This is a genomic window from Streptomyces sp. CA-251387 (assembly GCF_050936625.1).
Lineage (GTDB): Bacteria > Actinomycetota > Actinomycetes > Streptomycetales > Streptomycetaceae > Streptomyces.
This window is the reverse complement of record NZ_JBNJMJ010000001.1, coordinates 8,401,769-8,414,509: the sequence shown is the minus strand read 5'-3', so window position 1 is coordinate 8,414,509 and position 12,741 is coordinate 8,401,769. Positions and strand designations below refer to the sequence as shown.

Annotated in this window: 9 protein-coding genes and 1 pseudogene; 2 read left to right on the top strand and 8 right to left on the bottom strand. The window is 71.2% G+C overall.

What is annotated here, in order from left to right:
• Nucleotide 1: 1 nt before the first annotated feature.
• From ACQEV2_RS37365 to ACQEV2_RS37345, 5 genes are read right to left on the bottom strand one after another with little or no spacing between them, the layout of a single operon-like run.
• On the bottom strand, nt 2–1,993 hold the full coding sequence (locus ACQEV2_RS37365) for an endo-beta-N-acetylglucosaminidase (protein WP_433052032.1): 1,992 nt from the start codon (nt 1,991–1,993) through the stop codon (nt 2–4).
• Nucleotides 1,990–3,246, bottom strand: a complete 1,257-nt coding sequence (locus tag ACQEV2_RS37360; RefSeq protein ID WP_433052029.1) for a glycoside hydrolase 5 family protein — start codon at nt 3,244–3,246, stop codon at nt 1,990–1,992. Before ACQEV2_RS37360 ends, ACQEV2_RS37365 begins: the two co-directional genes overlap by 4 nt.
• A 54-nt stretch (nt 3,247–3,300) precedes the next feature.
• The gene (locus ACQEV2_RS37355) at nt 3,301–4,131 is read right to left on the bottom strand and encodes a carbohydrate ABC transporter permease (protein WP_433052026.1); all 831 of its coding nucleotides are present in this window, start codon (nt 4,129–4,131) and stop codon (nt 3,301–3,303) included.
• Nucleotides 4,128–5,063, bottom strand: coding sequence for a carbohydrate ABC transporter permease (locus ACQEV2_RS37350; RefSeq protein WP_433052023.1), 936 nt, complete (start codon nt 5,061–5,063; stop codon nt 4,128–4,130). The genes ACQEV2_RS37355 and ACQEV2_RS37350 overlap by 4 nt, the downstream gene beginning before the upstream one ends.
• Before the next feature lie 6 nt (nt 5,064–5,069).
• On the bottom strand, nt 5,070–6,356 hold the full coding sequence (locus ACQEV2_RS37345; RefSeq protein WP_433052020.1) for an ABC transporter substrate-binding protein: 1,287 nt from the start codon (nt 6,354–6,356) through the stop codon (nt 5,070–5,072).
• A 230-nt stretch (nt 6,357–6,586) separates the two neighbouring features.
• Here ACQEV2_RS37345 and ACQEV2_RS37340 point away from each other — a divergent pair, with 230 nt between their 5' ends.
• Nucleotides 6,587–7,597 carry a LacI family DNA-binding transcriptional regulator gene (locus ACQEV2_RS37340; protein ID WP_433052017.1) on the top strand — a complete coding sequence of 337 codons (1,011 nt, stop codon included), beginning with the start codon at nt 6,587–6,589 and terminating at the stop codon, nt 7,595–7,597.
• 394 nt (nt 7,598–7,991) lie between these two features.
• Here ACQEV2_RS37340 and ACQEV2_RS37335 read toward each other — a convergent pair whose 3' ends face one another.
• Nucleotides 7,992–9,098: a serine hydrolase domain-containing protein gene (locus ACQEV2_RS37335; RefSeq protein ID WP_433052014.1), complete on the bottom strand. Its 1,107-nt coding sequence runs from the start codon at nt 9,096–9,098 to the stop codon at nt 7,992–7,994.
• Nucleotides 9,099–9,140: 42 nt separating this feature from the next.
• Nucleotides 9,141–10,135 (bottom strand): annotated as a pseudogene (locus ACQEV2_RS37330) (glycoside hydrolase family 20 zincin-like fold domain-containing protein).
• Between the two features lie 258 nt (nt 10,136–10,393).
• Between ACQEV2_RS37330 and ACQEV2_RS37325 the strand changes: the two are divergent.
• Nucleotides 10,394–11,737 (top strand): amidase, encoded by a 1,344-nt coding sequence (locus tag ACQEV2_RS37325; RefSeq protein ID WP_433052011.1) that lies wholly within the window; start codon nt 10,394–10,396, stop codon nt 11,735–11,737.
• Nucleotides 11,738–11,752: 15 nt separating this feature from the next.
• Here ACQEV2_RS37325 and ACQEV2_RS37320 read toward each other — a convergent pair whose 3' ends face one another.
• Entirely contained in the window at nt 11,753–12,685 is a 933-nt protein-coding gene (locus ACQEV2_RS37320; protein WP_433052008.1) for a S1 family peptidase, read from the bottom strand.
• Nucleotides 12,686–12,741: the final 56 nt, after the last annotated feature.

Genomic DNA, 12,741 nt, shown 5'->3' with positions numbered 1-12,741 from the left:
ACTACCAGGTGTGGGTGACGGTCGCGGGGGCCGACGTGGTGTACAGCTCCCCTACGGCACGCAGTTCGAACCGTGCCGCCTTCTCGCCCTGTTCGGGTCGCAGGCCGCCGACGAAGTAGGCGCGCTGGCAGGTGGCGCCGAGGAAGCGCCGGGTGCCGTCGGGGAGGACGCGGTGGAGGGTGTGATGCCGTACGTCGCCGGATGCCGGGTTCCAGGCGAAGCGCAGGTCGCCGCCACTGGCGCCGGTGATCCGCAGCGCGGTGGGCACCGCGGGCGTCTGCGTCGCCTTCCGGACGGCGATCCCGCCCAGCCGCCACCGCACGGGCCCGTCGACGGCGGTGAGCCGCACGCCCAACGCGTGTGCTGTGCCGGCCAGGCCGGTGAGCCGTACGGTCGCGGCCCGCCAGCCGTCGGCCGAGGTCACGGGGTAGTAGGTGTACGGCGGTGTCGCCCCCGGAGCGGTGGGCTCGGCGGTGGCGACGGCCAGCTCGACGTTCACCTTGCCCGCGTCGGTCCGGTGGGTCAGCTCGACCACCGTGTCCGCGGTGATCGGCAGCCTTGTCGCATACAGGTCCAGGATCGCGGGCCGGTTCAGATCCCCGGCGACGAGCACACTGCTCCCGCCTCGCCACGCATCCGCGAAGTCGAAGGTCACCGCGGGCCGCTGCCCGTCGGTGTGCACGACCCAGCGCCGGGACGGCAGCCGGTCCTGCAAGCCGAGATGGTTCCACGGCGCGTCCGACGTCACCGCGCCGTCCTCGTACCACCGCAGCCCGTGCCCGGTGTTGAACACGCTCGCGAACGGCACCGAGGTCACCGTCGACCGGTCGGCGACCGACACCGCCGGCGCCCGCCAGCCGTCCGTACCGTCCGGCTGCGACGGATCCAGTGACCGCCCGGTCCAGAACCGGTCGTCGGCGGCGTGGAAGTCCTCCGGAGCCCGCCCGTCCGCCGGCAGGTGGTTGCGCGTCCACTCGGGCCGGTAGAAGCCGAGCGACACGACGTGCGCCTTGTCGCGCGGCACGATCGCGTCCCAGTTCACGGCCGCGTTCCAGCCGTTCGCCTCCAAGTCGACACCCGCCCACAACTCGTAGCGGCTGCGCCCCAGTCGCTCGGCCCGCTGGCCCGACGACGTCAGCTTCGCCGCCGTCCACCGGAAGTCGAGAAACATGTCGTCGGCGGCCCGGAAGAACGCCTCGTTCTGGGAGTTGAGCGCGCCCTGCCAGCTCACGGTGCCGCCCATGGTCATCGAGTCGTACCAGGTCACCCGCTGCCCGGCGGCCCTCGCGAGCGACTTCAACTCCCGCATGAAGCCCAGCATGTCGGCCCCGAGGGCCGCGTCACCTCCCCCGGTCTCGGCGTTGACGAACCACCCGTCGAAGCCGTACGCCGAAGCCACCGCCACGAGTTGGGCGGCGAGCGGATACCGCCCGGCCGCGTCCTTCTGCACCAGGTCACGCGTCCACCGCAACTGTCCGCCGTAGGCGACGGGCGGCAGGAAGATGTTGCCGAGGACGGGCACGCCGTGCCGGTGGGCGGCATCCACGATCGGGGCGTTCGGCGCGAGGATCAGCCCCTCGCCCGACGAGCCGCCCCAGAAGACGAGTTCGTCGAGGTACGCCCAGTGGGTGAGGGCGTAGTAGTCCGCCGTCGCCGACCCCTGTGAGGGGTTGCTCGACGTCGGCCCGAAGGAGACCAGCGCCTGGATGCGGGCCTGGCCGGAGCGGGCGGTCGTGTTCGCGGGCATCGGGGTGAAGCGGGCGGCGAGCGGTACGGAGGCCGCATTGAAGGCGAGGTCGGCGTCCTGGGCCGCCCGCCAGGCCTTGAGGCTGCGCCAGGTGATGCCGGGGCCAGGGGTGCCGGAGGGCAGGGAGTCCGGATACCAGTAGGAGGCGTACGGCTGGAGTGCGGCGGGTGCCGCGGCCGCCGCCGGCGAGGGAAACAGGGCTGCCCCTGTTGCGGCGAGCAGGACGGTGCGTCTGGTGGGGTTCACGAACGGGCTCCTCCTTGCGGGGTGGGGAGTACCTGATCGGGAGTGACGACCTCGGTGATGCCGCGCGCCGAGAGGTGGTCCTGATCTGCGGCGCGCGTGTCGAGGACGGTGGTGGGGCGGGCGCCGTCGGCGACCAGCCGGAACCAGGCGTCGAAGACCGGGCCGCCGGGGGCGCAGAGCGAACGGGTGGACGGGTCGGCCGGGACGACGAGCGCGGTGGTGCGGAGCGCGGGCGCCTGCGTGCGCTCGCTCGCCGCGCGCTCCAGCACCCGGGCCGTCTCCTTCGGTTTCCGGTCATTGGTCAGCAGTCCGAGCCCGTACTCCAGTTCCGGGAAGTCGGCGAGGCCCCGGGAGACGTCGTGGGAGCACCACCAGGTGATGCCCCACAGGTCCGGGCAGTCCAGCGCGTTGGTCACCGTCGCCTCGGTGAACGCGGCGGCGTGCTCGGGCGGGATCAGGGGCGCGGGCGCGCCGACCTCCTGGAGCCAGACGGGGCGGTGCGGGTCGTCGGCCCAGGCCTTGCTCAGCTCGACGAGGTACGCGGCGTGGTGCTCGACCGGGACGGAGGTACGGCCGTGGCGCTGGGCGGTGCCGTTGAAGACCCAGGAGTGCACGGCGGTGACGGCACCGTGCCGGGCGGCCTGGGCCGGCGTGAAGGGCTGGTCGTCCTGGTACCAGGTCGCGTCGTACTCGGCGTGCAGGTGCAGTCTGCCGGGTGCGCCCGCCTCGCAGGCGGCGAGCATGCGCGCCAGCCAGCGGTCGATCTCGGCCTCGGTCGCGCGGTCGGGGTCGGGATGCGGGCCCGCCGAGAACTGGTTGACCTCGTTGCCGAGGGTCATGCCGAGGAAGTTCGGCCGGTCGGCGAGCGCGGCGGCGAGGGTGCGCAGGTAGGCGGCCTGGCCGTCGAGGACGTCCGGGTCGGTGAAGAGGTTGCGGCGGTGCCAGGTCCGGGTCCAGGCCGGGAGGAAGTCGAAGCTGCTCAAGTGGCCTTGCAGACCGTCCACGGTGACGTCGAGGCCGCGTGCGGCGGCGGCGTCGACGAGCTGGAGCAGCTGTTCGACTGCCCGTCCCCGGATCAGCGAGCGGTTCGGCTGGAAGTAGGGCCACAGCGGAAAGACCCGGATGTGGTCGAGGCCCAGCGCCGCGATGGAGTCGAGGTCGGCGCGCACGGAGTCGAGGTCGAAGTCGAGCCAGTGGTGGAACCACCCAACGCTTGGGGTGTAGTTGACGCCGAAGCGCACGGCAGGAGGCATGCGTGTCCTTGTGACGGAGGTACGGGGTCAGCCCTTTGAATCAGCCCTGGAAGGTCAGCCCTTGACGGCGCCCTCGCCCACGCCGCGGAAGAAGTACCGCTGCAGACAGGCAAAGAGGAAGATCAGCGGTGCCACGGCGATGATCGTGCCCGCGGCGACGAGGCGTTCGTCGTTGGCGAAGGTGCCGTGCAGATAGTTGAGGCCGATGGTCAGCGTGAACTTGGACGGGTCGCTCAGCACGATGAGCGGCCACAGGAAGTCGTCCCAGGCGCCCATGAAGGCGAAGATCGCGACGACCGCAAGGGTCCCCTTCACGGACGGCAGCGCGATGCGCAGGAACCGCTGCCAGACGTTGGCGCCGTCGACGTAGGCGGCCTCGTCGATCTCATAGGGCAGGTTGAGGAAGGCGTTGCGCATCAGCAGCACGTTCAGGGCGCTGATGCAGCCCGGCAGGACGACACCGACGAGGGTGTTGTTGAGGCCGAGCTCCCGCATGGTCGTGAACTGGGCGATGATGATGCCCTCCACGGGCACGAGCATCGCGAGGATGAAGGCGAGGGTGGCGGCGCGGCGGCCTCGGTAGCGCAGCCGGGCGAGGGCGTAGCCCGCGAGTGCCGAACCGACGCAGTTGGTCACGACGTTGGCGGTGGCGACCTTCAGCGAGTTGAGGGCGTAGTCCCAGACGGGGATGGTGTCGGCGACCCGCTCGTAGTTGTGCAGGGTGGGATCACCGGGCAGGAACTTGGGCGGGGAGCTGAAGATGTCCTCGGTGGGGCCCTTGAGCGAGGTCGACAGCTGCCAGAGGAACGGGCCGACGGTCAGGGCGAGGACGGCCAGCAGCAGTACGTACCGGAGCACCAGTTCTCGCGCACGCGTGACCCTCATGACTCGCCCCTCCGGTCGACCCGCAGCACGAGCAGCATCAGCGCGACGGTGACGACGAAGACGACGACGGAGATCGCGGAGGCGTAGCCGACACGGCCGGTCAGCCCGGTGCCGGTGCGCTGCACGAGCATCACCAAGGTGGTGTCCTCACCGGCCGGCCCCCCGCTCGGGCCCGCCATCAGGTACACCTCGGAGAACACCTTGAAGGCTGCCACCGACGACAGCGCGCCCACCAGCGCCATGGTCGAACGGACGGCGGGCACCGTGACGGTCAGGAACCGGCGCACCGCACCCGCCCCGTCGACCGCCGCCGCCTCGTGCAGTTCACGCGGCACATTGGCCAGCGCGGCCAGATAAATGATCATGTAGTAGCCGAGGCCCTTCCACACCGTGACGGCCATCGCGCTCAGCAGGAGCAGCCACTGGTCGCTGAGGAAGCCGACGCGACCGACGCCGATGGTCTCCAGCAGCGAGTTGATCAGCCCCCGCTCGTCGAGCAGCCACACCCAGATCAGCCCCACCACGACGATCGAGGCGACGACCGGGGTGTAGAAGGCCGACCGGAAGAAGGTGATGCCGGGGATGTTCTTCTGCACCAGCAGTGCGAGCAGCAGGGGCAGGACGACGAGGGCGGGGACGACGCCGACGACGTAGAGCGTGCTGTTGCGCAGGCCGATCCAGAACATGTCGTCGTTCAGCAGCTCGCGGAAGTTGGCGAGGCCCACGAACCGGCCCGGGATCAGGGTGCGGCGGTCGGTGAAGGCGTTGACCAGGGTGGAGACGAACGGGTACAGGATGAAGGCGCCGGTGATCAGCAGGCCCGGTGCGGCGAACAGCCAGGGGCTGGTCGGCAGCTGGCGCCGCACCTTCACCACCGGACGCCGCACCTTCGCTGCCGGACGTCGCACCCGGGAGACGGTCGAGCTGGCCATGGCGCACTATCCCTGCTGCTGAAGGAGCCGGTTGCAGGCCTCGACAGCGTTGTCAAGAGCTTGCTTCGGGCTCTCCTTGCCCTGCAACGCCTTGGCGACCTCGTTGCGCAGCTCGGTCTTCATCTGCTCGCTGAACAGCACGGGCGTGTAATTGACGGCGTTCTTCAGCGACTTGGCGGCGGCGACCCTTACGCGCGTCTCGTCGGTGCCGTCCTCCTTGGTGAAGTACGGGTCGTCGAGTGATCCGGCGGTGCTGGGGAAGATGGCGACCTGCTTGGCGAACGACATCTGGTGCTCGGCGTCGGTGACGTAGTGGGCGAAGGCGACCGCGGCGGGTGTGCGCTTGGTCTGCGCGTTGACCATCACGCCCATCACGTACATGTTGACGTGGCCGGTGCTGGTGATCTGGTCGGTGATGCCGATGTTCCGGTACAGGTTCGGCGCCTGCTTCTTGAAGTTGCCGAGGTCGAGCGCGCTGCCGGGGTTCATGGCGACCGCCCCGGTGAGGAACTTCTTGCCGGACGACTCGGGGGTGGCGGTCAGCGCCTGCGGGTCGAGGGCTTTGGCGTCGTACAACTCCTTGTACTTGGTGAGGAGTTCGACCCCCTTGGTGTCGTTGAAGGTGAAGGCGGTGCCCTCCTTGTTCATGAGTTGGACGCCGTAGCGGCCGAAGTCCTCGATGGTGGGGACGTTGGCGAGGGTGGCGACCTTGCCGTCGGTCTTCTTCGCCATCTGCAGGGCCGCGGTGAAGACTTCGTCGTACGTCTTCGGCGGCTGGTCGGGGTCGAGTCCCGCCTCCTTGAAGAGGGACTTGTTGTAGAAGAGCGGGCCGGTGTTGAGATACCAGGGAAAGGCGTACGTGCCCGTCATGCCCGGTATCCGATGGCTGGCCCAGGCGCCTTCCAGATACTCCTTCTTGTACTGCCCGGCGGCCTTGTCGAGGTCGAACGCGAGGCCGGCCTTGGCGAGCGGGGCGACCAGGTCGGGCGAGACGTTGACGACGTCCGGGAGCGTGCCGCCGGCCGCGTCCGCGCTGATCTTGTCGGCGTAGCCCTCGGCGGGCTGGTCGACCCACTTCACGTGCGTGCCTGGGTACTTCTTCTCGAAGTCGGCGATCAGGCCCTCGAAGTAGTCCTTGAAGTTCGCCCTCAGGTTCCAGGTCTGGAAGGTGATGTCACCTTCGATCCTGCCCGAGGCGTCAGTGGGACCACCGTCTTCGCCGGAGCCGCAGCCGCTCAGCGGCAGGACGACACAGACGGCGGCGGCAGCGAAGGTTCTGCGGGATACAGGCACGGCGAACCGGTCTCCTTTGCGGCGGAGTTGGCCAACGACGCAGACCTTGCACGCCTTTCCTCGGGCCCGTCAATGCATCTCGCGCAGCTAATTTGTTTAGTGACTAATGCGTATTAGGTTGACGCAACTGAACCGCATTAGTGCATACTGGCGCGGAAAGTTCGGGGGATTGGGAAGGGGATGGGGGAAACAGCGTGTCAGGCAAGCGGTCACCGGTTCGCCGACCGACGATGAAGGACATCGCACGGCATGCCGGTGTCTCCCAGAGCGCCGTCTCCTTCGCGTTGAACGGCCGGCCCGGGGTCTCGGAGGACACGCGCGACCGGGTGCGCCGGGTCGCCGAGGAGCTGGGCTGGCGGCCCAGCACGGCGGCCCGCGCACTGTCCGGCGAGGGCGCCGCCACGGTCGGCTTCGTCCTGGCCCGCCCGGCCGAGACGCTGGGCGTGGACTCCTTCTTCCTCCAGCTCGTGTCGGGCATCCAGGAGGTGCTGGCGGAGCGTCATCTCGGGCTGCTGTTCCAGGTGGTGGAGGGCATCGACGACGAGTGCGCGGTCTACCGGCGCTGGTGGGCCGAGCACCGGGTGGACGGCGTCCTCGTGGTCGACCCGCGCACCGACGATCCCCGCCCCGGCCTCCTCGACGAACTCGGCCTGCCCGGCGTGGTGATCGGCGGGGCGCCCGACGAACGCCATCCGGGGCTGTCCACCGTCTGGGCGGACGACGCGGGTGCGATGGCCGCGGTCGTGGACGAGCTGTACGCGCTCGGCCACCGGCGGATCGTGCACATCGCGGGGCTGCCCGGGCTCGCGCACACCGAGCGCCGTATCCGCACCCTGCGTGCGGAGGCCGCGCGGCGCGGGCTGACCGGCGTCGAGTCGGTGACCACCGACTACTCGGACGCGGAGGGCGCGGCCGTGACCCGCCGGGTCCTGGGGGCGTCCGCTCCCCCGACCGCGCTGATCTACGACAACGACGTGATGGCCCTCGCCGGAGTAGCCGCCGCGACCGAACTGGGCTACTCGGTGCCCCGGGACGTCTCGGTGGTGTCCTGGGAGGACTCGGCGCTGTGCCGCATGGTCAAGCCGTGGCTGTCCGCGCTGTCCCGGGACAGCGTGGAGTTCGGGCGTACGGCGGCACACGAGCTGACCGCTCTGCTGGACGGGGGGTCGGCGCGGGCGGTGCGGGTGCCGGTGCCGCGGTTGATCGAGCGGGGCAGTACGGGGGTGGCGCGGGGCGTGTGACAGCCCCGCGCCACCCCCGCCGGACGGAGGGCGTCGCGCGCTCCGACGCCGGAGCACGTCGCGCCACCCCGTCGAGCACACGTCTCTGCGCGCCTCCACCGGGCGGAGGCCATCACGCGCCCCGACGGCGGAGCACATCGCGCCACCCCGCCGCGCAGACAACACCACGCAGCCCACCGGACACAAACCATCACGCCCCCGACAGCAGACGCCATAACACGCCCCCCATCGGGCGAACGTCATCGCACGCCCCAACGCCGGAACACATCACGCCACCCCGCCGAGCAGACAACACCACGCGCCCCACCGGAGGGAGGCCGCCGCGCGCCCGGAACAGCGGCGGGCATCGCGCCCCGCGTCGAGTGGAAGGCGTCGGTCCACCCGCGTCAGATGGTCAGGCGCGCAGTCCCTGAAGCCCCTCGTAGGCGGACATCACGATGTCCAGTCCCCGCGTGTCGTCCGCGGGCTCGCGCATCTGGTGGGTCACGTACGCCACGACCATCCGGCTGTCGGGGTCGATCATCACGAGGGAACCGCCCCAGCCGCCCCAGCCGTACGTGCTGCCGAACAGGCCGTAGCCCAGGCCCCACCGCATCGGCATGCCCAGTACGCGGTCGTCGCCGTCGAACTGCTCCTCGCTCGCCCGGTCGCAGCCGGCCCGGGACAGCAGCCGCACGCCGTGCACCTCTCCCCCGCAGGCGAGCAGGGACTGCACGAGGGCCACCGAACGGGCGTTGCCGAATCCGCTCGCCGCGGGGATCTGCGCGCGGCGCCAGGCCAGGCTGTTCCCGTCCCGGACGCTCACCCCGTTGCCCGCCTCGGAGCCCGCCGGATTGCCGGGCGCGCTCGCGGCGTAGTCCTCGTCCCGGCCCGCGGGCGGGATCGCGGGCGCGACCCGATGGTCGTGCTCGGGCGACAGCCCGATGTGGAAGTCCGCGCCCAGCGGCCCGGTCACCTCCTCGGCGAGGAACTCCCCCACGCTGCGGCCGGTGATCCGGCGCACGACCTCGCCGACGAGGAATCCTTGAGTGAGCGAGTGATATCCGGCCGCGGTGCCCGGCTCCCACCTGCCCTCCCGCGCGGCGAGCCGTGCCGTGGCGGAGGGCCAGTCGTAGAGCTCCTCGACCGAGCCGTCCCAGTCGGGCAGGCCGGCGGTGTGCGCGAGCAGATGCCGCACCAGCACCTTCTCCTTGCCTCCCGCGGCGAACTCCGGCCAGTAGCGGGAGACCGGCGCGTCGATGTCGAGCTCGCCCCGGTCTGCCAGGACGAGCGCGCACAGCGCTGTCATCGTCTTGGTCACGGACCAGACGTTGACGATCGTGTCGCGCTCCCACGGAATCGTGCGGTCGGCGTCCGCGAACCCGCCCCAGACGTCCACCACCGGCTCGCCGTCCACGAGGACCGCGACGGAGCCGCCCACGTCCCCGGCGTCCAGCGTGGCGGCCAGTGCGTTCGGCACGGCGGTGAACAGGTCGTCGTACGATCCCTGGATGTCGGCCATGGGCTCTATCCAGCCCGCGCCGGCCCGTCCCGGTCAACCGAATTACGACGCCCGTGACCGGTACAGCCCGAACTCCACGAGCCGTGCCGCGGCACGCGAGCCGGTCACCCGTACCCGCCACCGCCGGGCCCGTACCGGAGCCGCCAGCAGCAGAATCCGGCTCGCGCCGATCGTCCCGGCCCGGGTCACCTCCGTCCATGCACCGTCGCGGTGCGCCTCGACGACGAAGCTCTCCACCTGCTGCCCGTACCCGATGTCCTCCGCCAGCCGGATCCGGTCCACCTCCCGCTCCCTGCCCAGGTCGACGGTGACACGGCCCGGCGAAACGGTGGTCCGGGCGCCGCGCGTCAGGTCCTCCGGGAGCTCGCGGTCCACGCGCTCGCGGAACTCCGCAACCGCGCCACGTCGGTGGCGGGCAGCAGACCGTCCGTGTCCGGTGGGATGTTGAGGAGGAGCAACTGGTTGAGCTTGTGGTACGCCATCTCGCGGACCAGGTTCTCCAGCCAGGGCAGCGAGATGTGGATGTAGCAGGCGCAGACGCCGACCCCCCGCTCCCGGTAGCGCGGTACGTCGACCGTGCGGCCCGCGGGGATACGGTCGCTCCGGGCGAGGAGCTGCAGGAAGGTGCGGGTGCCGTAGAAGGCACCGGTCTCGGTCGCCGCGGTCACCGACAGGCGGCTGCCGGGGCGGAGTTCGTAGCCCTCCGTGCCGAGGGAGGTCCGGGAGGGCCGGACGTCGATGACGATGTCGCCGGGACGGGCGCCGCCTCGCACCACGAGTACTGTGCCGCGTCCCGCCTCGCGGAGGTCGTCGGCGAGGGTGTCGGCGACGCGCCGTTCGGTTGCGCTGTCGGCCACGAGGCGGGCGGAGCGCTCGTAGGCGTAACTGTCGGATGCCGGTGTCCAGTCGGTCAGGGCAGGCACCGTGACCGGCGCCGCCTGCTGCTCCCGCGGCTCCTGCGCGCTCGCCGGCACCGGGGCCGTGAAGAGCAGCGTCAGCGCCGCCAGCACACCGGCCGCTCTCAAGCGTCTCCTCATGAGGCACATGAGACACCCCTATTCATCGGATGTCTGATGATTGAGCGGGCCTCAGGGGCTGTCAATGGACCGTGACGTGGGCGGAGTTGACTCATTGATCGGATGATGCGCAGGTCAGGACGGCTGTGTCAGCGAGTGGCGTGGCGAAAAGTCCAAGAGGACCCACCTGAATATCCAAGCCGAGCGTCCTCTCGACTCCGGGCCCGCCGCCCGGCAGAGTTCTCCTACATACTCGCGAGTAAGCCCTGAGGAGCGCCCGTGACCAGCTGGGTCGGCCGGACCGCCGCCGAGATCGCCGCCGCCGTACGCGAGAAGCAGGCCACACCCCGTGAGGTGGTGGCCGAACACCTGGCCCGCATCGAGCGGCTCGACGGTCGCATCGGTGCCTTCCGCGTGGTCCGGGCCGAGGCGGCGCTCGCCGAGGCCGACGAAGTGGGCTCGCGTGCCGATCTGGCCGAACTGCCCCTGGCCGGTGTGCCGGTGGCGGTCAAGGACAACCTCGCGGTGCGCGGCGAGTCCAACCGCCTCGGCTCCGCGGCGACGGCGGACACCCCGGCCGACCACGACCACGTCACCGTGGCCCGGCTGCGGGCCGCCGGCGCGGTGGTCGTGGGGCTCACCAACGTGCCGGAGCTGTGTGTCTTCGGCACCACGGAGGGCGTGCACGGCACGGCCCGCAACCCCTGGGACACCTCGCGTACGGCGGGCGGCTCGTCCGGTGGCAGCGCGGCCGCGGTCGCCGCGGGCATGGTGCCGATCGCCCTCGGCAACGACGGCATGGGCTCCCTGCGCATCCCGGCCGCCAACTGCGGACTGGTCACCATCAAGCCCGGTTTCGGCGTGGTCCCGGCCGGCATCGGCGAGGGCGACTGGTTCGGCATGTCGGAGAACGGCCCGCTGGCCACGACGGTCGAGGACGCCCGCCTGATGCTGTCGGTCCTCGCCGACACCGAGGTCGCCCTCCCGGACGCGCCCGGCACCCACAACATCGCCGTGTCCCTGCGCAGCCCGCTCGCCGGGGTCACCATCAGCAAGCCGTACGCGACCGCCGTACGCGAGGCCGCGGGACTGCTGATCAAGGCCGGCCACCAGGTACGGCGCGCCGACCCGCCGTACCCGATGTCTCTGGGCGTCACCGCGCTGACCCACTGGACGGCGGGTACGGCGGTGGACGCGCAGGGCCTCGATCCGCGGCAGCTCACCCGCCGGACCCGGGTCCACGCCGCAGTCGGCAGGCGCTTCGTGGCCCGGGCGCGCAGCGGCGAGAGCCGGGAAGACCTGCGCCGGCGTCTGGAGCCGTTCTTCGCCGAGTACGGCATCCTGCTCACCCCGGCCCTCGCCCGCCGCTCCCCCAAGTCCCAGCCCTGGCACGAGTGGGGCTGGCTGCGCAACGTCATGGCCAACACCAACTACTCGCCGCTGACCCCACCGTGGAACCTCACCGGCTGGCCCGCGATGGCCGTCCCGTTCGGCACCCTGCCCTCCGGTGCCCCCTGCGCCGTACAACTGGTGGGGCGCCCCGGAGCGGAAGCGGACCTGCTGGAGCTGGCGCGGAGGATGGAGGAGCTGCGTCCGTGGCGGCGGACGGCACCACTGGACTAGGCCGGCTCCTCGTGCTCAGTACACGTGCACCCCGTAGGCGTTGAGGGCCTCGTTGACCGGCTGGTAGAACGTCGTGGCGAAGAACGGGAAGCTGCAGCTGCCCGAGCCGCCGGAGGTGAGGCCCAGCCCCTGGCTGCCTGCGTAGAGGGGGCCGCCGCTGTCACCGGGGTTGGCGCAGATGTTGGTGCGGATCAGACCGGTGACGGTGCCTTGCGGGTAGCGGACGGTCCAGTTGAGGCCGGTGACACGGCCGCAGCGGGTGCCGGTCGTGGAGCCGCGGCGGCAGACCTGCTGATTGAGCTGGGCCTCGCCGGCGCCGGCGATGTCCTGGCCGCCGACCGTGCCGGGCGGGACGGGCTGTCCGCTGTCGTACCGCACGATGCCGTAGTCGTTGCCGGGGAAGCTGGACCCGGCGGTGCTGCCGATGTGCGTGACGAACCGGTCGGAGTACCAGTCGGTGATGCCGTTGGTGCAGTGGCCGGCGGTCAGGAAGAAGTAGTTCCCGGCCCCGTCCTGGGTGTTGAAGCCGAGGGAGCAGCGGTACTGGCCGGCGGAGCCGCTGCCGTAGACGGCGTCGCCTCCGGAGAGGTACGCGGTGAGTGTGCCGCGCAGGCGCTCGACGCGCAGCGCGCCGGCGTTGGCGCCCGCGCCCCGTTTGATGGCCTCGATCGTGGCGGCGGACACGGTGCTGTCGGCGGCGAGCAGCACCCTGCCGGAGGTGTCGTCCACGCTCCAGGCGGTGCCGACCACATCGGCGCTCGCGACCGCCTTCTCGACCGCGGCGAGCTGCGCCGTGGTGTACGTGGTGGTCGGGCCGGGGTCGACGGCGCCTGCCGGGGCTGCGGTCCCGGCGAGGACCGTCGCCGCCAGGGCGGTCAGTCCGGCCGCCAGGGCGACCGGGCGGGTACGGCGTCTCGCGCCTCGGGGTGCGGGGCGTCTGATCCTCATAGGGGTCTCCAGGAAGGGTCGGGCCACGCGCCACGGGACGGGAACGGCCGTTGGGT

Bases quoted from the DNA above. Each gene is read 5' to 3' on its own strand.
- ACQEV2_RS37355 (WP_433052026.1), bottom strand. From the start codon at position 4,131: ATGAGGGTCACGCGTGCGCGAGAACTGGTGCTCCGGTACGTACTGCTG.
- ACQEV2_RS37360 (WP_433052029.1), bottom strand. From the start codon at position 3,246: ATGCCTCCTGCCGTGCGCTTCGGCGTCAACTACACCCCAAGCGTTGGG.
- ACQEV2_RS37350 (WP_433052023.1), bottom strand. From the start codon at position 5,063: ATGGCCAGCTCGACCGTCTCCCGGGTGCGACGTCCGGCAGCGAAGGTG.
- ACQEV2_RS37340 (WP_433052017.1), top strand. From the start codon at position 6,587: ATGAAGGACATCGCACGGCATGCCGGTGTCTCCCAGAGCGCCGTCTCC.
- ACQEV2_RS37335 (WP_433052014.1), bottom strand. From the start codon at position 9,098: ATGGCCGACATCCAGGGATCGTACGACGACCTGTTCACCGCCGTGCCG.
- ACQEV2_RS37320 (WP_433052008.1), bottom strand. From the start codon at position 12,685: ATGAGGATCAGACGCCCCGCACCCCGAGGCGCGAGACGCCGTACCCGC.